The organism is Nonomuraea sp. NPDC052116 (assembly GCF_040680035.1).
Lineage (GTDB): Bacteria > Actinomycetota > Actinomycetes > Streptosporangiales > Streptosporangiaceae > Nonomuraea > Nonomuraea angiospora_A.
The window spans coordinates 36600-62434 of sequence record NZ_JBFAWA010000015.1; the positions used below are offsets into that span (position 1 = coordinate 36600).

A 25835-nucleotide genomic window follows, 5' to 3' on the forward strand; every position below is an offset into this window, starting at 1 on the left:
GTCACTTCCATGGCCATGCCCCTGCGTTCTCTCCCCCAGATCGCCGAGACCGCCCCCACCCCGGCCCCCGAGCGGCCGCGCCGGATCCTGATCTCGACCGACACCTACCCGCCGGACGTCAACGGCGCCGCCTACTTCACCCACCGCCTGGCCACCGGCCTGGCCGCGCGCGGCAACGAGGTGCACGTGGTCTGCCAGTCGGACGTGGGCCCGCCCACCGCCGACGTCGTGGACGACGTGATCGTGCACCGCCTGCGCTCCGCGCCGATACCGGTCCACCCCACAATGCGGTTCACGGTGCCGGCCAGGCTCGACCGGCTGATCGCCGGCATCCGTCCCGACGTGCTGCACGCCCAGGGTCACTTCGTGGTCGGCAGGGCCGCCATCGCCGCCGCCCGGCGCGCGAACGTCCCCATCGTGGCCACCAACCACTTCATGCCCGACAACCTCTTCCAGTTCTGCCACATCCCCGAGCGGCTGCGGATCAAGGCCGGCCGGCTCGCGTGGCGCGACTTCAGCCGGATCTTCAACCGCGCCGACCGCATCACCACCCCGACCCCGCTGGCCGCCAAGCTGCTGGCCGACCAGGGCTTCGGCCGCGAGGTTGAGGCGGTCTCCTGCGGGATCGACCTGACCAGGTTCCACCCGCGCGCCGAACCCAAGGCGTGGGCGCGCAAGCTGTTCGACCTGCCCGACAGGCCGACCATCCTGTTCGTCGGCCGCCTGGACGAGGAGAAGCGCCTGGACGAGATCGTCCGCGCGCTGCCGCTCGTGCTGAACCGGACCGACGCCCAGGCGGTGTTCGTCGGCCGCGGCAACCAGCGGGCGGAGCTGGAGCGGCTGGCCGCCCGCATCGGCGTCGGCGAGCGGGTCTCCTTCCTGGGCTTCGTGCCCGACGAGCTCATGCCCCAGACGTTCGCCGCCGCCGACGTGTTCGCCATGCCGGGCATCGCCGAGCTGCAGAGCATCGCCACGCTGGAGGCCATGGCCATGGGGCTGCCCGTGGTGGCCGCCGACGCGATGGCGCTGCCGCACCTGGTGGACGAGAACGGATACCTGTTCCAGCCGGGCGACGTGATCTCCCTGGCCAGGCACCTGACGAGCATTCTCACCGACGACGACCTGCGGGCCCGGCTCGGCAAGACCAGCAGGGAGCTGGCGCTCACCCACGATGACCGGTCGTCGCTGGCCCGGTTCGAGCAGATCTACGATGAGGTGGCCCGATGACCCCAGTCCAAAGCGCCTGGGGCGCTGTCTCCGGCACGGTGGTGTCCGTGTGCGCTCTGGCGTACGCGCAGGTCGCCCTGCCGACGCAGCCGCTGCTCAGCGACTACGCGCTGGTCTCCGGCGGGCTCGTGCCCGTCCTCGTGGGGATGCTGGCACTGGCGGGGGCGTGCCTGTGTCTCGCGTACGGGCTGGCGGCGAGCGACCCGGCGCGCACCGCGGCCACCAGGGTGCTGCTGCTGGCGGGGGCGGCGGGGCTGATGATGAGCGCGATCTTCCCCACGGACCCCGGCAACTCGCAGGTCGGCTCCCTGACCGGCGAGATCCACCGGTGGGCGGCGGCCGTCGTGTTCACCTCGCTGCCGGTCGCCGGCTGGACCCTGGCCAGGGGCCGGGAGGCGGCGCCCCTGTGGAACGCGGTCCGGGCCCTGAGCGTGACCTCGGCGGCCATGCTGGCCTTCTACCTGGCGGCCCACCCGGCCTCGATCACCTCGCCGCTGATCGGCGGCGCAGGCTACTACGGCCCACTGGAGCGGGGCGTGGTGCTGGCCGAGATGGCGCTGCTCGTCGCCATGGCGCTGGTGTCGGTCGCGAAGCGGCCCGCCGTGCGCACCCAGGCCGTCCCGGCCGAACCCGAACGCCCCGAGCGGACAGACCGCCTGGCGGCCTGATGCCCCCATCCTTCGACCCGCGACGAAATGACGCCGTTCTAGCGTACAACCATGCTCATCACACGCCACTCAGCCGCTGAGGCGGTGCTCGCCGACCCGAGGTACGTGCCGCCTCCCGTACGACAGGACGCCGAGGAGGGCACGCTGGCCTGGCTCCGCGCCCAGGTGTCGAGGTTCAGCACCGGAGAGACGCACGCCGGGCGGCGCCGCCTGCTGGAGGAGCGGCTGGCCGCCCTTGACCCCGCCGAGCTGAGAACGGCCGCCAGAGCCATGACGCTGGAGCGGGGCGGCGACTGGCGAGGCGTCCCCACGGCCACGCTCGGCGCCGCGCTGGGCGTGAAGGACACGAGCGCCGTGGCCGCCGCCGCGACCGGCTACCTGTCCGGCGAGGAGAGCCCGGAGGCCGACGCCGCCGTCGCCGAACTGCTCGAACAGGCCACCATCCCCGAGATCACCCTGCTGCTGCAGGGGCACGCCGCCACGGAGGCGCTCATCGAGAACGCCGTCGGGCACGCCGGACCCGGCGCCGACCCCGAGGCGCTGCTGCACGAGACGCTCAGGCAGGACCCGCCGCTCAAGGCCACCCGCAGGCTCGACACGCGGACCGGCGACGAGGTGACCATCGACCTGGTGTCGGCCAACCGCGACCCTGACGTGTTCGCCGATCCCGACCGGTTCGACCTCTCGCGCGGCCGTACCCCCCATCTGACCTTCGGCCACGGCGTGCGCCCCTGCCCCGGGCCCGCCCACGCGCGCGCGCTGGCCGCGGGCGTGCTCGAAGCCCTTCTCGACGTGAGCCGCTCATGAACTTCCACGACCTGCACCGCCCCGGCGACCCCCTGCTGCTGCCGAACGCCTGGGACTACGGCTCGGCCGCCCTCCTGGCCCGGGAGGGCTTCCCGGCGATCGGCACGACCAGCCTCGGCGTGGCCGCCGCGTACGGCAGACCGGACGCGGCCGGCGCAACCAGGGCGGAGACCATCGAGCTGGCCGAATCGATCAAGGACCTGGCCGTCATGGTCACCGTCGACATCGAGGGCGGCTTCAGCGACGACCCCGCCGAGGTGTCCGACCTGGTCGCGGGCCTCGCCGCGCTCGGAGTCGCGGGGATCAACCTGGAGGACGGCCGCCCTGATGGCACGCTGCGCCCGATCGAGCTGCACCAGCGGATCATCGAGGCGGCCAAGGGCCACGGCGTGTTCGTCAACGCCCGTACGGACACGTACTGGCTGAAGACCGGCGACACACGCGAACGGGTGGCCGCCTACGGCCACGCCGACGGGATCTTCGTGCCCGGCATGAGCGACCTGCGCGAGATCGCCGAGGTGGCCGCGAGCACGCCGCTCCCCCTCAACGTCCTGTACCAGCCGGACGGCCCCACGCTCCCCCAGCTCGCCGAGGCCGGCGTGGCCAGGGTGAGCACCGGGTCGCTGCTGTACCGGGCCGCGCTCCACGGGGCGCTCGCGGCGGTGTCCGCCGCCCAGGGCAGGCAGGCCCCTCCGCTGCCGACCTACGCGGAGATCGCCGCGCTGCTGCCGCAACCGCGATAATCGACGCATGCGCTTCCAGATCCTCGGGCCCACCAGCGCGCTGGACGAGGACGGCGAGCCGGTCGCGCTCGGCGGTCCCCGGGTGCGCGCGCTGCTGACGCTGCTCGCCCTGCACGCGGGCCGCATCGTCGGCGGCGAACAGCTCGTGGACGGCATGTACGGCCCGAGACCGCCCGAGGGCGTGGCCAACGCGCTGCAGTCGCAGGTCTCCAGGCTGCGCCGGGCGCTGGGCAGGGATCTGGTGGAGTTCCATCCGGCGGGATACCGGCTGGTGGCCGACCCTCAGGACGTGGACGCGCGCAGGTTCGAGCTGCTGACGCAGCAGGGCAGGCAGGCCCTCGCCGGCGGTGATCCCGGCCGGGCGGCCACGCTCCTGCGCGAGGCGCTCGAGCTGTGGCGGGGCGCGCCGCTCTCCGACGCCCCGCACGCCGAGGCCGCCGCGGCGGCACTGGCCGAGCTGCGGCTGGCCGCCACCGAGGACCGCGTGCAGGCCGACCTCGACCTGGGCCGGCATCGCGAGCTGGTCGCCGAGCTGAGCCAGCTCGCCGCCGCCCACCCGCTGCGCGAGCGGCTGCGCGCCCTGCTCATGCGTGCCCTCTACGGCAGCGGCCGGCAGGCCGAGGCGCTGACCGTCTACGACGAGGCCAGGAAGATCCTGGACGAGGAGCTCGGCGTCGAGCCGGGGGCCGAGCTGGCCGCCGCCCACCTGGCCGTGCTCAGGGCCGACCCGGCGCTCGGCGCCCCCGCTCCCGACGCCGCCCCCGCGGCCCGGCTGCGGCAGGGCCTGCGCGCCCAGCTCACCAGCTTCGTCGGCAGGGCCGAGGAGATCGAGCAGGTGGCCGCCAGGCTGCGAGCCAACCGGCTCGTCACGCTGATCGGGCCCGGCGGCGCGGGCAAGACGCGGCTGGCGACCGAGGCGGCCGACCAGGAGCCCGGCGACGTGTGCTTCGTGGAGCTCGCGCCGGTTTCCGAGGACGCCGGCGTGCCGGGGGCCGTCCTGTCCGCCCTGGACATCCGCGACGCCCCGCCCACCCCCGACCGGCTCACCGTCGACCCGGCCACCAGGCTCGTCACCGCGCTGGCCGGCCGCAGGCTGCTCCTGGTCCTGGACAACTGCGAACACGTCGTCGCGGCCACCGCCGACCTGGCCGACCTGCTACTGGCCTCCTGCCCCGAGCTGCGCGTGCTGGTGACCGGGCGCGAGGCGCTCGGCATCACCGGCGAGTCGATCCTGCCCGTGGCGCCGCTGCGGCTGCCGCCGCCCGAGGCCGGCAGCCCCCTGGACTATCCGGCGGTCCGGCTGTTCGCCGACCGCGCCGCCGCCGTACGGCCTGGTTTCGCCGTGGACGCGGGCAACGCCGCGGCGGTCGTACGCATCTGCCGGGCGCTCGACGGGCTGCCGCTGGCCATCGAGCTGGCCGCGGCGCGGCTGCGCACCCTGTCGGTGGCCGACGTGGCGGCCCGGCTCGACGACCGGTTCAGGCTGCTGACCAGGGGCAGCCGTACGGCGCTGCCCCGGCACCAGACGCTGCACGCGGTCGTCGCGTGGAGCTGGGACCTGCTGGACGAGAGCGAGCAGCGGCTGGCCAGGCGGCTGAGCGTGTTCGTCGGCGGCGCCCGGCCGGAGGCGGCCGAGCAGGTGTGCGGGCTGCCCGAGGACGTGCTCTTCTCGCTGGCGGAGAAGTCGCTGGTGGAGTTCGTGGGCGGCCGTTTCCGGATGCTGGAGACGATCAGGGCGTTCTGCGCGGAACGGCTGGCGGAGTCGGGCGAGGCCGAGTCGATCTCCGAGGCGCACGCCCGCTACTGCCTCGACCTGGTCATCACGGCCGACCCGTTGCTGCGCACCGGAGAGCAGCTGGAGTGGCTGGTCCGGCTCGACGAGGAGAGCGACGAGGTCGACGCGGCGATCCGCTGGGCGACCGCGTCCGGGCGGCCGGAGCTGGGATTGCGGCTGCTGGCCCACTGTGGCTGCTACTGGTGGATGCGCGGCAACCGCGTCACCAGCGCCCACCTGGCCGCCGACCTCATGGCCGCGCTCGGCTTCCGGCATCCGCCGGGCATGGAGGAGGAGTACGTCATGTGCGTGCTCATCAGTGCCTGGACCGGCGGCATCGACGAGGAGCTGCGCGCGCGGCTCGCGGAGGCGCGGCAGCTGCTGCCGGTGTACAACCTGCCGATGCGGGTGGAGTTCCTCTCGATGCTGCTCTCGGCCTACACAGGGCCGCCCGGCGAGTACGACGAGGTCTACACCGCGCTCACCAGCCGCGCCGACGAGCTCCAGCCCTGGCAGGAGGCGCTGTCCTACGGCGGTGTGGCGTTCCTGCTGCAGTCGGTCGGCCGGGCCGCCGAGGCCCTGGTCAACTTCGAGCGGAGCCTGGCCGCGTTCAAGGCCATCGGGGAGCGGTGGGGCATGGTGATGACGCTGTCCGGCCTCGGCGCTCTCTACCAGGAGAAGGGCGACTTCACGACCGCGATCGCGCTGGCCGACGAGGCGCTGGCGGTGGCCACCGAGCTGGGCGCCGAGACGGAGATCGCCGAGGCCCTGTGCCGGCGGGGCGACGCCCGGCTCAACCTGGCCGACGCGACGGGCGCGCGGGCCGACTACCTGCGGGCCGCCGAGATGTCGCGCAGGAACGGCTCGACGGAGACGATGGCGTGGGCGCGCCTCGGGCTGGGCCAGGTCGCGCTGTTCCAGGGTGACCTGGACGAGGCCCGCGCGCTGCTCGTCCAGGCTCGTGACGAGGTGCCGGGCGACTGGTACACCACGGAGGAGACCCGCGCCCGCATCACCGCCGCCCTCGACGAGGTGAACGCCCGCTCAACCGGGCCTGCCGGCGATCAGCCGGCCGAGCCTCCCGTCTGAGCGGCCGGCGATCCGCCGACCGGGCCTCCCAGCTGAGCGGCCGGCGAGCCACCGGCCGGGCCTGCCAGCGGGGCGGTCAGCGAGCGGTAGGCAGGCCGTCAGCCGCGCTCCCGACAGTAGGCGGCATGAAGAACAAATGGTCCTGCCTGGCCATCGCCTGCCTGGCCACCCTGCTGCTCTCGCTCGACCTCACGGTCCTGCACCTGGCCCTGCCCAGGCTGGTGACCGACCTCGGCGCGAACTCCACCCAGTTGCTCTGGATCGGCGACATGTACGGCTTCGCGCTGGCCGGCCTCCTCGTCACCATGGGCAACCTCGGCGACCGCATCGGACGCAAGCGCCTGCTGCTGATCGGCGCGGCCGCGTTCGGCGCCGCCTCGGTGGTGACGGCGTACGCGCCCAACCCCGAGCTGTTGATCGCGGCCAGGGCCCTGCTCGGCGTGGCCGGAGCGACGATCATGCCGTCCACCCTGTCGATCGTCCGGAACGTGTTCACCGACCCGGGCGAGCGCACCACGGCCATCGGCATCTGGAGCGGGATGAGCGCCGCCGGGTTCGCCATCGGCCCGGTCGTGGGCGGTCTGCTGCTCGACCACTTCTGGTGGGGCTCGGTCTTCCTGATCAACGTACCGATCATGCTGCTGGTGCTGGCCGGCGGGATCCTGGTGCTGCCCGAGTCGCGCAACCCGCACGCGGGCCGGCCCGACCTGATCAGCGTCGTCCTCTCGTTCGCCGGCGTGGTGACGGCCGTCTACGCGGTCAAGGAGGCGGCGCACAAGGGCCTGGAGCACGCCGACGTGCTGGTGGCGGGCGCGGCCGGGGTCCTGCTGCTGGGCCTGTTCGTGTGGCGCCAGACGCGGCTGCCCGAGCCGCTGATCGACGTCCGGCTCTTCAGGCGGCGGGCGTTCAGCGCGTCCATCGTCACGAACCTGCTGGCGATCTTCACGATGTCGGCCATGATGCTGATGTTCGGCTGGTACCTCCAGCTCGTCCTGGGCTGGTCACCGCTCCAGGCGGGCCTCGCACAACTGCCGGGCGGCCTGAGCGGCGCGGTGGGCGGCATCATGGCCGCCAAGCTGATCCACCGCATCGGCAGGAACGGCGTGGTCGCCCTGGGCCTGGCCATGAACGCCGGCGCGTTCCTCTACTACAGCACGCTCGGCCCCTCCCTGAACTACCTCGCCCTGCTCCCCGTCATGATCATCGGTGGCCTCGGAGTCGGCTTCACCTTCACCGTCAACAACGACAACGTCCTCGCCACGGCCCCCAGGGAGCGAGCGGGAGCGGCCGCCGCCGTCTCGGAGACGGCCTTCGAACTGGGCGGCGCACTGGGCATCGCCATCCTCGGCACAGTCCTGAACACCGCCTACCAAACCAACCTGCACCTCCCCACCGGCCTCCCCTCCGCCGAGGCCGCACGAGAGTCGATCGCAGGCGCGGTAAGCACGGCCACGACCTTGCCGCCGGAGCAGGCGGATCAGCTCATGCGAGCAGCACAGACGGCCTTCATCGAGGGCCTGCACGTGACCGCCCTGGTCACTGCCGCCCTCCTGGCCGTTGTGGCCTTGTTGGCCCTGATCGGGCTGCGCGGCGTACCGAAGGTCATCCCGGAAGAAGTCCTGACCCACTCCTAATGGAAACCAGCATGGTCCTCACAACGGGGGGCGCTACGCCCGATATTGGCTCGGGCAGCGCCTCCCTTCGACCCCCCAACTGCTCGGTCCTCGCGATGGGGGCGCGCTACGCGCGATGGAGCGCTCGGGCAGCGCCCTGTGGGGGCAGGCCCCCACACCCCCAGGCGGGGCCCTGCCGGTCCCCACACCCCTCGGACGCGATCCTGGTTACCGCTTCTTCGTCGTTGACCTGCTGGCGCTCCGGCAGAAACGATCAGCGACGATTTCGGCTCGCTCGGGATCCGGCTGGACGCGGTAGGGCTCGCCAGGCGGACTAGTACCGGAAGGTCCAAAGCCGCGACATGACGTGAGCGGCTATCGAGAGCGGGTTCCCACTTGCTGAGAGACCCGCAGCAGGTAGCCGTCCGGGTCCTGCACCGCGAACTGGCGCACGCCCACGGCGTCGACGCTGCGCTCGTACCAGCGCTCCTCCAACGGCAGCCACATCTCATAGCCAGCGGCGAGCAGCGTGTCGTGAATCCGATCTACGTCGTCCACTTCAACAGTGAGGTTGATCCCGCGCCCGTAGGGGTGGTCCAGCTCCGCGCGCGGGTAGAGACGGTCCCGGCTCAACGGCTGCTCCAACATCAGGTCCGCCCCGTCACGTTCCAGGTAGGCAAATCGCTCCTGGGGCCGCTCGTAGCGAATCTCGAAGCCCAGCAGCCGATAGAAGGCCAAGCTGGCCTGAATGTCGGAGCAGATCAATTCAGGAACAAGTCGAGACATCCCGTCACTCTGGCAGTTCCCGGCCCCTCCAGCCAAACCTGCGCCTATTCGACCGCCGTTCCTTCGGACTCAGTTAGCCTCGAACAGGCCTCCCAGGTCGCTGGCGCAGGATCGCTGCTCGATACGCCGAACTCCGTGAAGCGCCGAGCATCATGGCCGCAGGTGTGTCGTGACGCCCGGCAAAGGCTGCCTGAGTCCGCACGTACCCATGACCCAACGTGGGCATGTCCGGCTCGCATGGCTGGAACCATGCGGTGCCTTGGATCGCGTCCGCACCGTGGCGTGGACGTGTACATGCAGGGCCGTGTTCTACGAGCTGTGCGAGGGCGGCGGCCAGACCCTCATCCGCCGCACTCTGCAGGCCGAAGCTGGGGACGTGGTTCACGAGACCCACCAGTGCTCGATCGTTGAAGCTCGCGCGACCTGGGCGGCACTGCTGTCAGGCCGAGCCCGGTAGACGGGCACGGCGGATGGGATCGCTCCGGATATCAACCGTCCCATCGCCGTGCCGCACCCTGTGGTCCATCGCATCCCACAGCCGCTCTTCCACCGCACCCGAAAGTTGCCCCATTGCGCGTCCCGACCACGGTGTCAACGGGGCCCGATCCAGCAGGCCCACCTGGTGATCGGGCGCAAGTTCGGCGTTGTCCCGTCGGGCAACGACAGCCCTGCGGCACGCCGGTCCGGGGTGGGCATCAGTCGGCCCACCGCATAGCCGGTCAACGGGTGGGGGCGTCTGGCGAGCGGAGCGAGCGGGGGTCGGGGTGGGCTCCAGCAGGCCAGACCGGTAACCGGGTCACGGGTGGGCGATGGCGCCGAAGGCGCGGGGGGTTGCGCCGCCAGGCGCCCGGATGAGAAACGCCTGAGCCCCTCGGCGCGAAGCGCCTCCCCGAGAAGACCTTTTTGCTCGGGGAGGGTGGCGGCGGTAGGGCGTGGATGGTCAGGCGCCGGCGTTGACGGGGCAGGGGCGGGTGATGGTCGGGGCGAGGGAGTCGAAGCGGTTGCGGATGAGGCGGGCCACGCCCTCGATGGTCTGGATGCCCGCGTCCGGGCCCGGCTGGTAGTCGGTCTGGATCGACAGCAGCAGGTCGCGGCCCGGGCCCGAGATGCGGCCGTAGCTCGTCACGGCCCACGTGCCGGAGATGAACGGGCGTGGTGTCCAGCCGTTCTTCAGGGCCACCCGGTCTCCCGGGCGGGCGGCGGCGCTGACGCCCCATGACTGGTCCTTCTGGACGCGGGACATCAGGCCGAGCACCAGCCGGCGGTCGGCCGCGGTCAGGTCGCCCTCTCGACCCTTCCTGCCTTTGACCAGGAGTTTCAGGAGGCGGATGCGGTCGGCGGGGCTGGTGAGGGTGCCGCCCCAGAAGATGGCGGGTCCCGGTGTGGTCTCCGTCAGGCCCACGCTCTGGTAGAAGGCGCTCATCGCGGAGGAGGCGCCGACGCGGGACCACAGGGCGTCCGCGGCGAGGTTGTCGCTCTCCGTGATCATGAGGACGGCGAGGTCGCGTTCCTCCTCGTCCAGGTCGCGGGTGCGCTGGTGCAGGAGTGCGGTCAGGATGTCCACCTTGGCGCCGCTGGCGGTGATGATGTCGTTCTCGTGCTCTCCCTGCCCGAAATGGATCCCGGTGACCAGGTCCAGGGCGCCGTAGACGATGCGGCCCGGGCGTGTGCCGATGTAGGCGGAGATGTCGCGTACGAGCTGGATGCGGGCCGCGACCCCGGCGCGCGGGGCCGCGATCCTCAGCATGCAGCGGGCCACCTTCGGCGGCGGCTTGGCCGCTGCGGGGATGACGGCTGCCTGGTCGGCGCCGCATCCCGCGGTCAGGAGCAGCATCGGCCAGGCAAGCATCCACCTCGTACGCACGCGCCCACCTCCGAAAGATCGTCGGGGGTCGCAAGCGAGGATGTCATGCGGTGCGGATCAGGCTGTTGTGCTCGGTGGCTCTCTGGTCAAGTCTTCACATGATCTTGCCGATCCGAGTGCCGGGTGGCGGTCAGAGGTGGTCGGTGAGGAAGGCGGCGGTGGCGTCCACGGCCTGCGTGACGTACGGTTCGCGGTCGTACAGGTCGATGTGCTGCTTGGCGTCCACCCAGACGAGCTGTTTCGGCTGGTCGAGGCGCCGGAACGCCTCCTCGGCCCCCTCCGGGGAGCAGAACCGGTCGACGACCCCGTGCACGATCAGCGCCGGCTTGGGCGACAGGAAGTCCGCTCCCATCATGTTGTCCATCGTGACCAGCTCCCGAACGCTCGCCCTGGTCACCGAGTTGGACCAGTGCGGCGAGGCGCCCCGTGAGGTGCCGTAGTACGCGTACGGCTCGTCGCCCGGCATGGCGGCCTCCCCCTCCTCCGGGGGCGAGGAGGAGACGACCGGCATGTACTCCACGGCGCCGCCCTGGTCCTGGCGTTCGAGGACGTCCGTGAAGCCTGCCAGCGCCGCCTGGTAGTCCATGCCGGAGCGCATGCTGTACGGGTTGTTGTACGCGCCCGCGATACCGACAAATGTCCGGACTCGGGGGTCGAAGGCGGCGAACTTGAGCGCGTAACCACCACCCAGGCACACCCCCACCGCCCCGATCCGATCCCGGTCCACCTCGGCCCGCGACCGCAGGAACGACACCGCCCCCCGCAGGTCGCGCAGCTTGCCCTGCGGATCCTCGTCCAGGCGCGGAAGCCCTTCGGACTCCCCCCAGTTCCGGTGGTCGAAGGACAGCGTCACGTACCCCCGCTCGGCCAGCCGCTCCGCGTACAGGCCTGTGACCTGGGAGCGCACCCCGGTGAACGGCCCCGTGAACACCAGAGCGGGCCACGGCCCCGCGCCGCCGGGGACCCGCAGGTCCCCGGCGAGCGTGAGGCCGTCGACCACGAACTCGATTCGCGTGGTCAGGATCACGAGTCGAACCCCAGCCCCATCCGGTCGAGCGCGCGCAGCCACAGGTTGCGCTTGCCCTGGTGCTGGTCGGCCTGCGCGATCGACCACCGGGTGAACTGGATGACCCCGGACCGCACCGGCTCCGGCGGGAACGGCATCGGCTTCTCCTTGACCATCCGCAGCTCGGTCCGCTCGGTGGACTCGCCCGACAGCAGGTCGAGCATGACGTTCGCGCCGAAGCGGGTGGCGCCCACGCCCATCCCGGTGTAGCCGGTGGCGTAGGCCAGCCGCCCGCCGTGCGCCTGGCCGTAGAAGGCGCTGAACCGGCTGCAGGTGTCGATCACCCCGCCCCACTGGTGGGTGAACCGTACCCCGTCGAGCTGGGGGAAGGTGTCGTAGAAGTGCTCGGCGAGCTTGACGAACGTCTCGTCGCGCTGCTCGTACTCGGGTTTGACCAGACCCCCGTTGTAGTAGACGGCGTCGTAGCCGCCCCACAGGATCCGGTTGTCGTCGGTCAGCCGGTAGTAGTGGAACTGGTTGCCCGAATCGCCCACGCCCTGCCGGTTGCGCCAGCCGACCTCGGCGAGCTGGTCGTCCGTCAGGGGCTCGGTCATCAGCGCGTAGTCGTACACGGGGACCACGAAGTGCTTGAGCCGCCGCAGCAGCGGCGGGAACACCCCGGTCCCCAGCGCCACCTGCCGCGCCGCGACCGCGCCGTACGGCGTGCGCAGCGTGATCGTCGTGCCGTCGTCGCCCAGCGAGCGGACCGGGGTGCGTTCGTGGACGCGCACCCCCAGCCGCAGGCACGCCTCCCGCAGCCCCCATGCCAGCCTGGCCGGGTCGAGCATGGCGCAGCCGCTGCGCTCCCAGAGCCCGCCCAGGTAGGTCGGCGAGTTCACCTCGGCGCGCACCTGCTCCTGATCGAGCGGCACGTAGTCGAGCCCCAGCTCGGAGATCAGCTCCAGATGCTCGCGCAGCCCGTCGAGCTGCCACGGCTCGGTGGCCACGTGCAGCTCCCCGGTGCGCTCGAAGGAGCAGTCGACGCCGTAGCGCTCCAGGGTCTGCTCGATCTCGTCGAGGTTGGCCACACCCATGCGCTCCAGGCGCCCGATCTCGTCCGGCCACCGTTCCAGGCCGTTGGCCAGGCCATGGGTGAGCGTCGCCATGCAGAACCCGCCGTTGCGGCCGGTGGCGGCCCAGCCGATCCTGCGTCCTTCGAGCAGGACGACGTCCAGGGACGGATCGCGTTCCTTGGCCATCAGGGCCGTCCACAGCCCTGAGAAGCCTCCGCCGACGACGACCAGGTCGGCGCTCGTTGTCTGGTCGAGCCGCGGTCGCGGCTCGGGTCTGGCCGGGCTGTCCAGCCAGTACGGCTTGCGCTCCGCGTCAGCAAGCGCCTTCAGCGGATCCACAAATCCCACTTCCCTACGAAGTTCGTGGAGGATATTTAGGTACGGCGCCGTGCCGCCACCGCGTTTCCGATCGCGATCAGCACCCCGATGCCGAAGATCAGCGTACCCATGACGTTGACCTGCGGTGGGATCCCGGTCTTGACCGCACCGACGATCCACAGGGGGAAGGTGACGGTCGAGCCGTTGACGAAGCTGGTGACCACGTAGTCGTCGATGGACAGAGCGAACGACAACATCGCGCCCGCCATCACGCCCGGCATGATCGACGGCAGCGTGACCTGCCTGAACGTCCCCCAGGCCGTCGCCCCCAGATCCCTGGCCGCTTCCTCCAGCGACGGGTCCAGCGTGACGATCCGCGCGCGTACCGTCACCACCACGAAGGACAGCGAGAACAGCACGTGGGAGACGATGATCGTGTTCGCGTCGCGCGGCACGTTCCCCGAGACGAACAGCGACAGCAGCGACGCGCCCATGACCAGCTCGGGTGTGGAGATGGCGGCGAAGACCAGGAAGTTCGTGACTCCCTTGCCGCGGAATCGGTGCCGTCCGATCGCCAGCCCCAGCATGGTGCCGATCACGACCGTGATGATCGTGCTGACCGCGGCGATCACCAGCGAGTTGCGCAGCGCCACGGTCAGGTCGGAGATGTCGAACAGCTCGGCGTACCAGCGGAGCGTGAAGCCCTGCCAGGAGGTGTTCGACTTGCTCTTCTTGTCGTTGAAGCCGAAGAGGATCATCACGGCGATCGGCGAGGACAGCCAGAGGATGATGATCCAGGTGTAGATGTGGAGGAGCCGGGTGCCCCTCATCGGGCCGCCGCCTCGAGCACGTTCTCCGTCCCGAGCGCCCTGGCGTAGATGAAGATGCCCACCAGCAGCACCGCCATCAGCGTGAACGACAGGGCCGAGGCGGTCGGGTAGTTGAGGTTCGTCAGGTACTCGGTCTGGATGATGTTGCCGATCATCGTGTTGGCCGTGCCGCCGAGGATCTGCGCGTTGATCGGGTCGGCCGTGGCGGGCACGAAGGTCATCAGCACCCCCGCGAACACCCCCGGCAGCGACAGCGGCAGCACCACCCGCCGGAAGGCCGCCGTCCGCGTGGCGTACAGGTCCTGGGCCGCCTCGATCACCCGCGGGTCCACCCGCTCCAGCGACACGTAGATCGGCAGGATCATGAACGGCAGGAAGTTGTACGTCAGCCCGCCCACCACCGCGACCGTCGTGGCCAGCACGTGGAAGTCCTCGGGCAGCAGCCCCCAGCCCTTCAGCGTGCCGAACAGGATGCCGTTGTCCGACAGCAGGAAGTTCCACGAGATCGTGCGCAGCACGAACGACACGAAGAACGGCAGCAGCAGCAGGAACAGGTACACGGACTTGCGCGTGCCGCCCTTGAACGCGATCCAGTACGCCACCGGGTACCCGATCACCAGCATGGCCACGGTGGCCAGGCCGCCGTAGAGCAGCGAGCGCACCAGCTGGGTGCTGTACCGGCCGAGCGCGTCGCTGTAGTTGGAGAAGCTGAACGTCATGGCGAAGCCGTCGATGGCGTTGCCGGTCTGCAGGGAGACCGAGGCCATCGCGGCCATGGGGACGACCAGGAAGATCGCCAGCCACATCCAGCTCGGCAGCGCCAGCAGGTAGGGGGTGAGCCGCCTCATGCGCTACGCCTGGGTGATGGACTGGAAGATCGGGTTGAAGACCTGCTCCTGCTGGGTGGTCAGCTGGGTGTAGTTGTGCAGCTTGGCGTAGTCGGCCTCGGTGGGGAACATGAGCGGGCTGTCGATCATCTCTTCGAGGGCCTTCTTGTCCTTGCCCTTGGCCGCCTTGGCCTTCTCCCTCAGCAGGTCCTGCACGGCCGGGACCGGCGTGACGTACTGGATGAACTCGTCCAGTTCGGCGGCCACGGCCGGCTGGTAGAGGTAGTCCATGAGCATGAGCGCGTCCACCGGGTTGGCCGCGTTCTTGGGGATCAGCATGTTGTCGGTCCAGATCGTGCCGCCCTCCTCGGGCACCACGAACTTGACGGGCTCGCCGGCGAGCTGGCGCTGGAAGACGTCGCCCGACCAGGCCATGGTGAGCCAGACGTCGCCCTTGGACACAGCGTCGATGTAGTTTTGATCGTAATATTTCCGGACAATTCCGGCGTCGCGCTGCGCCTTGAGCTTCTCCCCGGCCTTCTTCCAGTCCGCCTCGGTCGACTTCTCCGGCGCGATGCCCAGCGCGAACATGCCGAAGTTCGCGATCTCCTGGGCGTCGGCCATCATGCCGACATGACCCTTGTACTTGGGGTCGAACAGCGACTCGATGCTGGTGATGTCCTCGTTGACGAACTTGGTGTTGTACGCGATCCCGGTCACCCCCGACGTGTACGGCACCGTGTACTTGTTGCCGGGGTCGTAGGCCCGCTCCTTGTACTTCTGGCCGGCGTTGGCCTCGAAGTTCGGGAGCTGGGAGTGGTCGAGCGGCGTCACGTAGCCCAGCTCGATCATGTGCTGGAGCTGGACGCCGTTGGTCATGACGACGATGTCGTAGCCCAGCGACTGCCCCGCGCGCAGCACGGGGTCGGCCTTGCCGAAGAACTCGGCGTTCTCCTGGATGACCTCTTTGTACTCGTACGAGATGCCGGTGGCCTGCTTGAACTTCTCCAGCGGGGCCTTGTCCGCGGGCATGTACTCGGGCCAGTTGGCGAAGACGACCTTGCCGTGCTTGGTCTGCTTGGCCCAGAAATCCTTGACCGCGTCGGCCTTCGGCGGAGCGGCCTTCTGTCCTTGGACGCCGCACGCGGCCAGCGCGAGCCCTGCGGCGGAGAACCCGGCGACCCGGAAGAAATCGCGACGGGAACGGAGCATGGGGTGGTTCATGAGCTGCTATCGACTTCCAATCACATATGAGTGCTGCGCCTGCCACGACAGCCACACGGAGTCCCCCCGCTCCGCCGTGGCCGAAGCGTCAAGCGCGTTCTGCTGGAACACCGTGATCTCGGCCCCGTCAGCGAGGCTCACGGCGTAGCTGTTGTAGGTCCCCAGGTAGACCACCTCGGCGACGGTGCCGCGCACGGCGCTCAGGCCCTGGCCGGGCTCCACCGTGTCGATGGTGATCTTCTCGGGCCGCACGGTCACCGTCACGTCACCGTCGTGCCCGGGCACCAGCACCCGGCCGCCGCCGATCTTCAGCTCGCCGCCGCTCGCGGCGCCCGTGAGCAGGTTGGAGGTGCCGATGAAGCCGGCCACGAACGCGGTCGCGGGCCGCTCGTAGATCTCCCGCGGCCCGGCGAGCTGCTCGACCAGGCCGTCGTTCATGACGGCGATCCGGTCGCTCATGGTCAGCGCCTCGTTCTGGTCATGGGTCACGTACACGAACGTGATGCCGACCTCGCGCTGGATGCGCTTGAGCTCGATCTGCATGGCCTGGCGCAGCTTGAGGTCGAGCGCGCCGAGCGGCTCGTCGAGCAGGAGCGCCCGCGGCCGGTTGACCAGCGCGCGGGCCAGCGCCACGCGCTGCTGCTGGCCGCCGGACATCTCGCGCGGGCGGCGCTTCTCCCTGCCGGTGAGATCGACGATCTCCAGCATCTCGCCGACCCGCCGCTTGATCTCCTCCTGCGGCGTCTTGCGCTGCTTCAGCCCGAAGGCCACGTTGTCCCAGACGCTCATGTGCGGGAAGAGGGCATAGGACTGGAAGACCATGTTGACGTCGCGTTTGTTGGGCGGGACGTCCGTGACGTCCTTGCCGTGCAGCCGCACCAGCCCCTTCGAGGGCGGTTCGAACCCCGCGATCATCCTCATGGTCGTGGTCTTGCCGCACCCGGACGGGCCGAGGAGGGAGAAGAACTCCCCCTCGGCGATGCCCAGGGTGATGCCTTTGACCGCCTGGACGACCTCGCCATGCGAGAGGTACTCCTTGACGACGTCCTCAAGCTCTATCGCATTCAGCTCAGTCATCCCAGCCGCTGTCCTATTCGCCGATGTAGTGCATGACGTGCTTGACCCGGGTGTAGTCGTGCAGGCCGAACACCGACAGGTCCTTGCCGTACCCGGAGTGCTTGAAGCCGCCGTGCGGCATCTCCGAGACGAACGGGATGTGCGTGTTGACCCAGACCACGCCGAAGTCGAGCCGGTTGGACATCCGCATGGCCCGGCCGTGGTCGGAGGTCCAGACCGAGCCGCTCAGGCCGTACTTCACGTCGTTGGCCTTGGCCAGCGCGTCGGCCTCGTCGGCGAACGTCTGGACGGTGATCACGGGGCCGAAGACCTCGTTCTGCACCATCTCGTCGTCCTGCTTGAGACCGTCGACGATCGTCGGCGCGAAGAAGTAGCCCTTCTCGCCGACCCGGTGACCGCCGGTGAGGACCTTGGCGTGCGCCGGGACCCGGTCGATGAAGCCCTGGACCCTGGAGAGCTGGTTCTCGTTGTTGAGCGGCCCGTAGAGCGCGTCCTCGTTGCCCAGGTCGCCGGTCACGGTGCCGGCGGCGGCCTCGGCGAGCGCGGCCACGAACTCGTCGTGCACGCTCTCGTGCACGAGCACCCGGCAGGCGGCGGTGCAGTCCTGGCCGGCGTTGTAGAGGCCGGCGACGGCGATGTCGGAGGCGGCCTTGCGCAGGTCCTTGACGTCCTCGAACACCACGACCGGGGCCTTGCCGCCGAGCTCCAGGTGCACGCGCTTGAGGTCTTCGGCGGCGCTCTTGGCCACCGACATGCCCGCGCCGACCGAGCCGGTGATGGCGACCATGGAGGCGGTGGGGTGGCTCACCACGAGGGCGCCGGTCTCGCGGTCGCCGGTGACGACGTTGAAGACGCCCGCGGGCAGCACCGAGCCGAGGATCTCGGCCAGCTTGAGCGTGGAGGCCGGGGTGGTGTCGGACGGCTTGAGCACGACCGTGTTGCCGGCCGCCAGGGCCGGGGCGATCTTCCAGACCGCCATCATCATCGGGTAGTTCCACGGCGTGACCTGGCCGATCACGCCGATCGGCTCGTGCCGGATGACGCTGGTGTGCTCGGCGAGGAACTCGCCGGCCGTGGGGCCCTCCAGGGTGCGCGCCGCGCCTGCGAAGAAGCGGAAGTGGTCGGCGGCCACCGGGGTCTCGTCCTCGGCCATCCGGGCCCGCGGCTTGCCGGTGTTGAGGCACTCCGCCTCGTTGATCTCGTCGGCCCGCGCGTCGATCGCGTCGGCGACCTTGAGCAGGAGGTTGGCCCGCTCACCCGGCGTGCTCCTGCCCCACGACTCGAACGCGGCGGCAGCGGCGGCGAAGGCGGCATCGACGTCCTCCGGGCCGGAGACAGGGGCCTGAAGGTAGGCCTCGCCTGTGCACGGGTCGATGATGTCGGAGAACTTGCCGCTCTTGGCGTCCACGAACTCACCATTGATGAAGTTCTGCAGACGGATCATGCGCCCTCCAAGTGGGTGGCTGAGATGCCGCGACTCTTACAGAGCAGGTGCATCTCGACAAGGGATTTCGTGGTGAAGATACCAAATTGCTACGAATTCGCTTGACAGGCCGCCAGGAACTGACAACATGTCGCACCAGGACGGCAACTCAGCGGGAACGCACCCGTAACGCCGGACCAGTAGGAGGATTCCGTCGATGACGACGCCGCCCCGCGTACGCCGCAACAACGCCAATGCCGGGCCGGTGGTGCTCGACGATCTGTCCAAGCAGATCATCGAGCAGCTCCAGTCCGACGGGCGCATGCCGTACGCGGCGATCGGGAAGGCGGTGGGCCTGTCGGAGGCCGCCGTGCGTCAGCGCGTCCAGCGGCTGCAGGACGCGGGCGTCATGCAGATCGTCGCGGTCACCGACCCGCTGACGCTCGGATTCCCGCGGCAGGCCATGATCGGCATCAACTGCGAGGGCGACCTGGAGGCCGTGGCCGACGAGCTCGCGGCCATCGACGAGATCGACTACGTGGTCCTCACGGCAGGCTCCTTCGACGTGATCGTCGAGGTGGTCTGCGAGGGCGACGGGCACCTGCTGGAGATCCTCAGCAAGATCCGCGCCATCCCCGCCGTGCGGGCCACGGAGTCGTTCGTCTATCTCAAGCTGCGTAAGCAGACCTACTCCTGGGGCACTCGCTAGCCCACCGTCTCCACGATGGGCAGGATCGGCGTGTCGGCCGTGCGCACCAGGCGCGGGCCCTCGGGACCGTACACCTCGCGGGGCTCCGGGAACGCCGTCAGCAGCGCCAGATAGAGCACGCCCGCGACGGCCAGGCCCACCGGCAGCGAGATGTCCACTCCCCCGGCCAGGTTACCCAGCGGGCCGACGAACTGGCCCGGCAGGTTCACGAACAGCAGCGCGAGGCCCGCGGAGACGAGCCAGGCGGACAGCCCGCGCCAGTTCCAGCCGTGCGCGAACCAGTAGCGGCCGCCGCGCTGGCGCCGGTTGAAGACCTGGAGCGCCTCGGGGTCGTACCAGCCCCTGCGGGTCACATAGCCGAGCATCATGATCACCATCCACGGCGCCGTGCACGTGATGATCAGCGTGGCGAACGTGGAGATGCTCTGGGTGAGGTTCGCGGCGAAGCGGCCGACGAAGATGAACACGATCGACAGCGTGCCGATGAACACCGTCGCCTGCACCCGGGAGAAGCGGGTGAAGACGCTGGAGAAGTCGAGCCCGGTGCCGTAGAGGGAGGTCGTGCCGGTGGACATGCCGCCGATCAGGGCGATCAGGCAGACCGGTACGAAGTACCAGCCGGGCGAGACGGCCAGCAGCCCGCCGACGTAGTTGGGGGCGGCCGGGTCCATGTAGTCGGCGGCCTTGGTCGCGATGATCGAGGCGGTGGTCAGGCCGAACAGGAACGGCAGGATGGTGGCGAGCTGCGCCAGGAAGGCGGCGGCCATCACCCGGGACTTCGGCGTCGTGGCCGGGATGTACCTGGACCAGTCGCCCAGGAAGGCGCCGAACGACACGGGGTTCGACAGCACGATCAGCGCCGCGCCGATGAACGACGGCCAGAACAGCGGGTCGCCGGCCGGGAGCGTACCGGGATAGGACGGGTCGAAGTCCCCGGCGAAGGCGAACGCCCCCAGGACGAACAGCAGCGACGCCGCCGCGACCGCGATCTTGTTGACGAACAGCATGAAGCGGAAGCCGTACACGCAGACGATCAGCACGAGGACGGCGAAGAGCGCGTACGCGACGCCGTACGACAGGTCGGTGTCGGGCAGCCCGGCCAGCAGGTGCGCGCCGCCGACCAGCGCGTCCCCCGACGACCACACCGAGATCGAGAAGAACGCGATCGCGGTCAGCAGCGACAGGAACGAGCCCACGACCCGGCCGTGCACGCCCAGGTGGGCGGAGGAGGAGACGGCGTTGTTGGTGCCGTTGAGCGGCCCGAACAGCGACAGCGGCGCCAGGATCAGCGCGCCGACCACGAGCCCGAGCACGGTCGCGGCCAGCCCCTGCCAGAACGACAGGCCGAACAGGATGGGGAAGGCGCCGAGCACGCAGGTGGCGAAGGTGTTCGCGCCTCCGAACGCCAGCCGGAACAGGTCGATCGGGCGCGCGTTGCGGTCCGCGTCGGGGATGCGCTCGACCCCGTACGTCTCGATCTCGGTGAGGCTCATGCTTGCTCCTGCAACGCCAGCAGGCTGACGAGGTCGTAGGCCACGTGTGAGGCGGCGACCGAGGTGATCTCCGCATGGTCGTACGCCGGGGCCACCTCGACGACGTCGGCCCCGACCAGGTTGCGACCGGCCAGGCCGCGCAGGATCTCCAGCAGCTCCCGGCTGGTGAGCCCGCCCGCCTCCGGCGTCCCCGTGCCCGGGGCGTGGGCCGGGTCCAGCACGTCGATGTCGACGGACACGTACAGGGGCCGGTCGCCGATGCGCTGCCGCAGCACGTCGATCACCTCGTCGAGACCGCGCCGCAGCACGTCGGCCGCCGTCAGGATGCCGAACCCGAGCCGCCGGTCGTCCTCGAGGTCCTTCTTGCCGTACAGCGGGCCCCTGATCCCGACGTGGCTGACGGCCTCGGTGTCCAGCAGGCCCTCCTCCACCGCCCGCCGGAACGGGGTGCCGTGCGTGTACTCGGCGCCGAAATAGGTGTCCCAGGTGTCGAGATGGGCGTCGAAGTGCAGCAGCGCCACCGGGCCGTGCTTCCTGGCCACGGACCGCAGCAGCGGCAGCGCGATCGTGTGGTCGCCGCCGATCGCGACGAGCTTGGCGTCGATCGAGTCCGCCGCGCCCTCGATGCTCTCGATGGCCGCCCCGATGTCGAACGGGTTGGCCGCGATGTCACCGGCGTCGACCACCTGCGCCCGCTCGAACGGCGAGACGTCCAGCCCCGGGTGGTACGGCCGCAGCAGCCGGGAGGCCTCCCGGACCGCGGCCGGGCCGAACCTGGCGCCGGGCCGGTAGGACACGCCGGTGTCGAACGGCACACCCACGACCGCCACGTCGGCCCGCTCGACCTGGTCGAGCCTGGGCAGGCGGGCGAAGGTGGCGAGCCCGGCGAAACGCGGGACCTGAGAGGAGTCGACAGGGCCAAGGTTCATGCGGCCCAGTGTTCGTCATGCCTCTGACCTGCGGCAATTGTAGAACCAACGAAGTCACACGGTGTGTGTTGTGGGTGGCCACAAGCAGGTCGTCACCCGGGTTTGGCACCGGCCGAAAACCGAGCCGTATTCACCGGCATTTCATTCGGGCAAAGCGCCGTCGTATGATCTCGGCAGCAGCCTAGGAGGGACTCTCTATGGGGGAACCGGCTCACGCGGTTGGCACCGGGCTTGCGGAGCTGACTGACATGACGCTGCTCCAACTGACCGAACTCGACGACGCCACCCTCGACGGGCTGGTGAGCAAGATCCTCGGGCGAAGGGGGCCGTGGGATCGGCTGTGGCAGGAGGATGCCAACAACGGTGCCGTCCCGTGCGATGGCTGAACGAGTGTTCGGCCGCTGAGACGTACGAGATCTGCCACCGCCTGGTCGACGACGACCTCACCTCCGAGCTGCTGACCCGGCTCCGGGAGATCCAGCTCCACAGGAATCAGCTGCTCGTGGAGGCCGTGCGGCGGCAGGTGCGCGGGACGGACGCCGATGCCGCGTTCCGCGCGCTGGCCGAGCTGCAGGAGAGCGATCCGCGGCTCATGGCGGAGCTGCTGGTGCTCCCACAGGTGGGCTGCTGGGCGGTCGACTGCCTGCGGCGGCTGCGCGACGGCGAGGATCCGGACCTCGGCTATCTCGTCTCCTTCAGCGCCGGCGCGGCGCTGCGAGCCGGGCGGCGGCCGCAGCTGGGCCCCGGCGCGTTCGTCCCGGGGCTCGGCACGTTCGCGGAGTCCGGTCTCGTCCCGATCCCGTCCCTGCACGCGCAGGCGAACGGGCTGGGGCTGGCGGTCAGGCTCGACGCGGTCGACCCGTACCTGGCGGGCTTCGGCAGGCGGGGCGAGGCGGACCCGGTGTGGTGGCAGCGCGAGCTCGGCCGCGCCTGGCAGGTGCTGTGCGAACGGCATCACCACGCCGCCGGGACGATCTCGGCGGTCTTCACCACGCTGGTGCCGCTGGAGGGCCGTGATCGAGCGCGGCCCGCGAGCGCGACGTCCGGCTGGGCGTACGGGGCGATAGCGCTCTCGCCGCCGCCCGACCCGATCGCGTTCGCGGAGAGCCTGGTCCACGAGGTGTGGCACCTGGTGCTCGGCGCGGTCGAGGACATGGTCGAGCTGACCGATCCCGACGACGGACGCCGCTGGTACGCGCCCTGGCGCTCCGACCCGCGACCGCTCGGCGCGCTGCTGCAGGGCTGCTTCGCGAACTTCGCGATCACCGCGTTCTGGCGCGCCGAACGCCACGCGAACCCGGCCGTCGAGCGGGCGGAGGCGGAGTTCGCCTACCGCCGGGCCATCGCGTTCGAGGCGCTGACCCGCGCGAGCGGCTCGGGCGGCCTGACCGGGCCGGGCGAGGTGCTGGTGAACGGGCTGCTGGGCCGGCTCGGCGAGTGGCTGCACGAGCCGGTGCCCGCCTCGGCCGAACGGCGGGCGGCCGAGCTCCGGGACGGGCACCGTGCGCGCTGGCTGAGCACCAATCCCGGGTTTTCGATCTAGGCCGTCAGTCGTTCATGGGCTCGATGCCCAGATTGACCCGGCCGTACTGGGCGGCCAGCCGGGCGTGCGGGTGGTCGGGCATGATCGAGCGCTGGTAGCCGTCGAGCATCTTCTCCCGCAGGCTCTGGGCGCCGTCCTTGTCTCCGTCGGCGTTGCGGTCGAGGGACAGGTTGGCCATGGCGGCCAGGGTGTTGGGGTGGTCGTGGCCCCGCGTCGTGAGGTTGCGCTCGAGCACGGTCTCGCCCAGCCTCCGGGCCTGCCCCACCTCGCCCAGCGCGGCCAGGTCGCTGGCCAGGTTGGACATGGCGATGAGGGTGTTGGGGTGGGTGTCGCCCAGGAGGGCCTTCATCCCCTCGGCCGCCCGCTCGCTCAGCCCGCGGGCGCCGCCCGGATTGTTCCTGACCCGCAGCACGATGGCCAGGTTGTTGTAGGCCGCCAGTGTGTTGGGGTGGTCGGGGCCGGCCACCTTCTCCAGGCTCAGCACCGTCTCCTCGCCCAGCCGCTGGGCGCCTGCCAGGTCTTCGGTGAGCCGGTAGTCGTTGATGAGGTTGGTGGCCGACTGCAGCGTCTGGCGGTGCTCCTGGCCGAGGGTCGACTTGTGCCGCTCCCAGGCCTTGACGCCCTGGACGAAGGCGTCCTCGTAGAGGCCGACCCGGTTGAGTGCCACGCTGAAGTCGATGGCGACCAGGAGCCGGAACTGGTTCCATGGCTGGTTCTTGCGGTCGATGGCGTTGCTGATCCGCCGGATCAGATCGAGGGACTCCTCGTAGCGCCCCAGCCCGCGCAGGTCGCGGGAGCGGCCGAACTGCGAGCTCAGCGTCGCGTGCTCGACCGGGCCGAAGATGCGCTGCCGCTCGGCCAGCGTCTCGTCGTCGTAGCGCAGGGCCTCCTGGAAGCGGCCCAGGCAGCGCAGGCTCACCGCCACGTTGCTGCGGATCCGCAGCGTGTCGGGGTGGTCGGGGCGCAGCTGCTGCTCGAAGAGCGGCAGGAGCCTCAGGTCGTTGTCCAGCGCGTCGGCGTAGCGGCCGAGCAGCCGCAGCCCGACGTCGTGCACGCGGGCGCAGCTCAGGTAGACGGCGTCCAGCTCGCCGAAGTTGTCGCGCAGCCGCTGGAGGGTGTCGGCGTGCAGGCGCAGGCTCTCCTCCCACTGGCCGGCGGTGCGCAACGCGTTGCCGACCTGGACCGCCAGGGCCAGGGTCTGCTTGTCGTCCTGGCCGAACCGCTGCCGCCACAGCTCCAGCGTCGGCAGGCCGATCCGCAGGCTCTCCTGGTGGCCGCCGCGGCGGTAGAGCTGCTCGACCTGGTTGATGATCAGCTTGCGGACCAGGCGGTCGGCGGACTCGACCGCCCGCGAGGGCACCAGGTGCTGCAGGGACCGCTGGTAGATCTGCTCGCTGTCCTCGCGATCGACCGCTCCGGGATCGGAGGCGGCCAGCAGGAGGTGGGCGGCCTCCTGGAAGCGGGCCGCGGCCTCCGGGTCCTCGCGCACCATGCGGTCCCTGGTCACGGCCTGCACGACGCGGTGCAGCTGCACGACGTTGCGCACGCCGTCGAGCTTGAGCATGGAGTAGCGGCCCAGCTCCCTGGCCGCCCTGCGGAACTCGGTCACGCCGCTCAGCACCCGGTCGAGCGGCGGCGGCAGCTTGGAGGCCACGGCGGGCTGCACGAGCAGCTCCTCGGCGATCGGCTCGGCGGAGAGGCTGGCCAGCAGCTTGAACAGCGCGTCTGCCTCCGGCGAGATCTTGCTGCGCGAGACGCTCCACGTCGTGGCCACGGTCTGCGGGTATTTGATGTCGACCGAGCTGGCCAGCAGCGCGTGCGCGTTGTCGCGGAACAACTCCAGGTATTCGGAGATGCTGGTGCCGGTCTCGTTCAGATACGCGGCGGCGTGCTCGGCGGCCAGCGGGAGGTTTCCGAGCTGATTGGCCAGCTCCTTCGCGTCGGCCTCGGCTTCCACGGAGCCGGACCTACCCGGGTCAGCCAGGGCGGTCACCCGCCTATGAAAGAACTTGACCGTTTCGTCGGGAAGGAACTCCCCCACCTCGATCCCGTCGAGGTCCATCGCCCGCCGCCAGTGCCGGTCGCGCGTGGTGATGATGACGTGGCCGCCGCCGCTGGGCAGGTAGTGCTGGACCGCGTTGGCGCTCTCGACGTTGTCGTAGATCAGCAGCCATCGCTCGTAGAGCTCGCGGTTGGCGAGGGCGGACAGGACCAGCCTGGCGGTGTAGTCGCGGTCGTCGGGGCGGAAGCCGTCGAGGGACATCTTGCGGCCCAGCCCGATCAGCGAGTTGACGATGGTCTCCTCCTGCTCGGCCCTGATCCACCAGACGAGGTCGTAGTCCTCCGCGTGGCGATGCGCGTATTCGGCGGCGATCTCGGTCTTGCCGATGCCGCCCATGCCGTAGACCGGCTGGGGCGGCTGGCCGACCAGCGCGGTCGAGTGCTGCGCGAGCCGGCTGTGGAGCTCGGCGAGCTCACGCTCACGACCGGTGAAACAGCGGTTGCGGAACGGGATCTCCCGCCCCCAGAGGGTGGGGCGGCGCTCCTGCCGCGCGACGTCCTCCATCACGATCACCGCCACTGGTCGCTATTCGGCTTTCGCCACCGATCCTAATGCGATATCTGCCCGCCGCAGGTCGCGTCCGCACCCAGCGGAAAGAGCATTTCCCGCTGAAGCGGACCGTCCTTTATGGCGGTTTGCTCCGTCACCTAAAGGGCTCTTTGCCGGGATTACTAACATATATTGGGCTATGTCGGAGATGACGCCGCGCCACCATGCGGCCATTCTCGGCTATTGACTGCGGCGGCCCTT

21 protein-coding genes are annotated in these 25835 nt (G+C 70.3%); 9 read left to right on the forward strand and 12 right to left on the reverse strand.

What is annotated here, in order from left to right; genetic code table 11:
• Positions 1-9: 9 nt before the first annotated feature.
• The 6 genes from AB0L65_RS27475 to AB0L65_RS27500 all read left to right on the forward strand — a co-directional run bounded on the left by AB0L65_RS27475 (position 10) and on the right by AB0L65_RS27500 (position 7942).
• Positions 10-1227, forward strand: a complete 1218-nt coding sequence (locus tag AB0L65_RS27475; RefSeq protein WP_364250549.1) for a glycosyltransferase — start codon at positions 10-12, stop codon at positions 1225-1227.
• Positions 1224-1895 carry a DUF998 domain-containing protein gene (locus tag AB0L65_RS27480; protein ID WP_350738927.1) on the forward strand — a complete coding sequence of 224 codons (672 nt, stop codon included), beginning with the start codon at positions 1224-1226 and terminating at the stop codon, positions 1893-1895. The genes AB0L65_RS27475 and AB0L65_RS27480 overlap by 4 nt, the downstream gene beginning before the upstream one ends.
• Positions 1896-1946: 51 nt before the next feature.
• Positions 1947-2702, forward strand: a complete 756-nt coding sequence (locus AB0L65_RS27485) for a cytochrome P450 (RefSeq protein ID WP_364250552.1) — start codon at positions 1947-1949, stop codon at positions 2700-2702.
• Positions 2699-3445, forward strand: a complete 747-nt coding sequence (locus AB0L65_RS27490) for an isocitrate lyase/phosphoenolpyruvate mutase family protein (RefSeq protein ID WP_364250555.1) — start codon at positions 2699-2701, stop codon at positions 3443-3445. Before AB0L65_RS27485 ends, AB0L65_RS27490 begins: the two co-directional genes overlap by 4 nt.
• A 7-nt stretch (positions 3446-3452) precedes the next feature.
• The gene (locus AB0L65_RS27495) at positions 3453-6308 is read left to right on the forward strand and encodes a BTAD domain-containing putative transcriptional regulator (protein ID WP_364250558.1); all 2856 of its coding nucleotides are present in this window, start codon (positions 3453-3455) and stop codon (positions 6306-6308) included.
• A gap of 125 nt (positions 6309-6433) precedes the next feature.
• Positions 6434-7942: a DHA2 family efflux MFS transporter permease subunit gene (locus tag AB0L65_RS27500; protein WP_364250561.1), complete on the forward strand. Its 1509-nt coding sequence runs from the start codon at positions 6434-6436 to the stop codon at positions 7940-7942.
• 354 nt (positions 7943-8296) lie between these two features.
• On the opposite strand, the gene AB0L65_RS27505 is transcribed toward AB0L65_RS27500, so the two are convergent.
• The 9 genes from AB0L65_RS27505 to AB0L65_RS27545 all read right to left on the reverse strand — a co-directional run bounded on the left by AB0L65_RS27505 (position 8297) and on the right by AB0L65_RS27545 (position 18370).
• Complete coding sequence (locus tag AB0L65_RS27505; RefSeq protein ID WP_364250564.1) at positions 8297-8707, reverse strand: VOC family protein; 411 nt, start codon at positions 8705-8707, stop codon at positions 8297-8299.
• Positions 8708-9647: 940 nt separating this feature from the next.
• The gene (locus AB0L65_RS27510) at positions 9648-10571 is read right to left on the reverse strand and encodes a serine hydrolase (protein ID WP_364250567.1); all 924 of its coding nucleotides are present in this window, start codon (positions 10569-10571) and stop codon (positions 9648-9650) included.
• A 130-nt stretch (positions 10572-10701) separates the two neighbouring features.
• Complete coding sequence (locus AB0L65_RS27515) at positions 10702-11598, reverse strand: alpha/beta hydrolase (protein WP_364250570.1); 897 nt, start codon at positions 11596-11598, stop codon at positions 10702-10704.
• Positions 11595-12989, reverse strand: coding sequence for an FAD-dependent oxidoreductase (locus AB0L65_RS27520; RefSeq protein WP_364250573.1), 1395 nt, complete (start codon positions 12987-12989; stop codon positions 11595-11597). The genes AB0L65_RS27515 and AB0L65_RS27520 overlap by 4 nt, the downstream gene beginning before the upstream one ends.
• 35 nt (positions 12990-13024) lie before the next feature.
• Positions 13025-13798 carry an ABC transporter permease gene (locus AB0L65_RS27525; protein ID WP_364250576.1) on the reverse strand — a complete coding sequence of 258 codons (774 nt, stop codon included), beginning with the start codon at positions 13796-13798 and terminating at the stop codon, positions 13025-13027.
• A complete protein-coding gene (locus AB0L65_RS27530; RefSeq protein ID WP_355209999.1) occupies positions 13795-14646 on the reverse strand; it encodes an ABC transporter permease in 852 nt (283 codons plus the stop codon). Before AB0L65_RS27530 ends, AB0L65_RS27525 begins: the two co-directional genes overlap by 4 nt.
• A gap of 3 nt (positions 14647-14649) precedes the next feature.
• Positions 14650-15837, reverse strand: coding sequence for a spermidine/putrescine ABC transporter substrate-binding protein (locus tag AB0L65_RS27535; protein WP_364250580.1), 1188 nt, complete (start codon positions 15835-15837; stop codon positions 14650-14652).
• An 18-nt stretch (positions 15838-15855) separates the two neighbouring features.
• Positions 15856-16926 (reverse strand): ABC transporter ATP-binding protein, encoded by a 1071-nt coding sequence (locus AB0L65_RS27540; RefSeq protein ID WP_364250583.1) that lies wholly within the window; start codon positions 16924-16926, stop codon positions 15856-15858.
• A gap of 13 nt (positions 16927-16939) precedes the next feature.
• A complete protein-coding gene (locus tag AB0L65_RS27545) occupies positions 16940-18370 on the reverse strand; it encodes a gamma-aminobutyraldehyde dehydrogenase (RefSeq protein ID WP_364250586.1) in 1431 nt (476 codons plus the stop codon).
• A gap of 196 nt (positions 18371-18566) precedes the next feature.
• On the opposite strand from AB0L65_RS27545, the gene AB0L65_RS27550 reads away from it, so the two are divergent.
• Positions 18567-19058 (forward strand): Lrp/AsnC family transcriptional regulator, encoded by a 492-nt coding sequence (locus tag AB0L65_RS27550; RefSeq protein WP_350738965.1) that lies wholly within the window; start codon positions 18567-18569, stop codon positions 19056-19058.
• Here AB0L65_RS27550 and AB0L65_RS27555 read toward each other — a convergent pair.
• Positions 19055-20551: a cytosine permease gene (locus AB0L65_RS27555; RefSeq protein ID WP_364250589.1), complete on the reverse strand. Its 1497-nt coding sequence runs from the start codon at positions 20549-20551 to the stop codon at positions 19055-19057. The genes AB0L65_RS27550 and AB0L65_RS27555 overlap by 4 nt on opposite strands.
• Complete coding sequence (gene speB, locus AB0L65_RS27560) at positions 20548-21480, reverse strand: agmatinase (protein WP_364250592.1); 933 nt, start codon at positions 21478-21480, stop codon at positions 20548-20550. Before speB ends, AB0L65_RS27555 begins: the two co-directional genes overlap by 4 nt.
• A 248-nt stretch (positions 21481-21728) precedes the next feature.
• Here speB and AB0L65_RS27565 point away from each other — a divergent pair, with 248 nt between their 5' ends.
• A complete protein-coding gene (locus tag AB0L65_RS27565) occupies positions 21729-21866 on the forward strand; it encodes a hypothetical protein (RefSeq protein ID WP_350738974.1) in 138 nt (45 codons plus the stop codon).
• Positions 21854-23023, forward strand: coding sequence for an HEXXH motif-containing putative peptide modification protein (locus tag AB0L65_RS27570; protein ID WP_364250595.1), 1170 nt, complete (start codon positions 21854-21856; stop codon positions 23021-23023). Before AB0L65_RS27565 ends, AB0L65_RS27570 begins: the two co-directional genes overlap by 13 nt.
• 4 nt (positions 23024-23027) lie before the next feature.
• Here the strand turns inward: AB0L65_RS27570 and fxsT are convergent, their stop codons facing one another.
• Positions 23028-25589: an FxSxx-COOH system tetratricopeptide repeat protein gene (fxsT, locus tag AB0L65_RS27575; protein ID WP_364250598.1), complete on the reverse strand. Its 2562-nt coding sequence runs from the start codon at positions 25587-25589 to the stop codon at positions 23028-23030.
• Positions 25590-25835: the final 246 nt, after the last annotated feature.

Bases quoted from the DNA above. Each gene is read 5' to 3' on its own strand.
- AB0L65_RS27565 (WP_350738974.1), top strand. From the start codon at position 21,729: ATGACGCTGCTCCAACTGACCGAACTCGACGACGCCACCCTCGACGGG.
- AB0L65_RS27530 (WP_355209999.1), bottom strand. From the start codon at position 14,646: ATGAGGCGGCTCACCCCCTACCTGCTGGCGCTGCCGAGCTGGATGTGG.
- AB0L65_RS27505 (WP_364250564.1), bottom strand. From the start codon at position 8,707: ATGTCTCGACTTGTTCCTGAATTGATCTGCTCCGACATTCAGGCCAGC.
- fxsT (WP_364250598.1), bottom strand. From the start codon at position 25,589: ATGGAGGACGTCGCGCGGCAGGAGCGCCGCCCCACCCTCTGGGGGCGG.
- AB0L65_RS27550 (WP_350738965.1), top strand. From the start codon at position 18,567: ATGACGACGCCGCCCCGCGTACGCCGCAACAACGCCAATGCCGGGCCG.
- speB (WP_364250592.1), bottom strand. From the start codon at position 21,480: ATGAACCTTGGCCCTGTCGACTCCTCTCAGGTCCCGCGTTTCGCCGGG.
- AB0L65_RS27540 (WP_364250583.1), bottom strand. From the start codon at position 16,926: ATGACTGAGCTGAATGCGATAGAGCTTGAGGACGTCGTCAAGGAGTAC.
- AB0L65_RS27485 (WP_364250552.1), top strand. From the start codon at position 1,947: ATGCTCATCACACGCCACTCAGCCGCTGAGGCGGTGCTCGCCGACCCG.
- AB0L65_RS27490 (WP_364250555.1), top strand. From the start codon at position 2,699: ATGAACTTCCACGACCTGCACCGCCCCGGCGACCCCCTGCTGCTGCCG.
- AB0L65_RS27525 (WP_364250576.1), bottom strand. From the start codon at position 13,798: ATGAGGGGCACCCGGCTCCTCCACATCTACACCTGGATCATCATCCTC.
- AB0L65_RS27545 (WP_364250586.1), bottom strand. From the start codon at position 18,370: ATGATCCGTCTGCAGAACTTCATCAATGGTGAGTTCGTGGACGCCAAG.
- AB0L65_RS27495 (WP_364250558.1), top strand. From the start codon at position 3,453: ATGCGCTTCCAGATCCTCGGGCCCACCAGCGCGCTGGACGAGGACGGC.
- AB0L65_RS27535 (WP_364250580.1), bottom strand. From the start codon at position 15,837: ATGCTCCGTTCCCGTCGCGATTTCTTCCGGGTCGCCGGGTTCTCCGCC.
- AB0L65_RS27475 (WP_364250549.1), top strand. From the start codon at position 10: ATGGCCATGCCCCTGCGTTCTCTCCCCCAGATCGCCGAGACCGCCCCC.
- AB0L65_RS27480 (WP_350738927.1), top strand. From the start codon at position 1,224: ATGACCCCAGTCCAAAGCGCCTGGGGCGCTGTCTCCGGCACGGTGGTG.
- AB0L65_RS27555 (WP_364250589.1), bottom strand. From the start codon at position 20,551: ATGAGCCTCACCGAGATCGAGACGTACGGGGTCGAGCGCATCCCCGAC.
- AB0L65_RS27500 (WP_364250561.1), top strand. From the start codon at position 6,434: ATGAAGAACAAATGGTCCTGCCTGGCCATCGCCTGCCTGGCCACCCTG.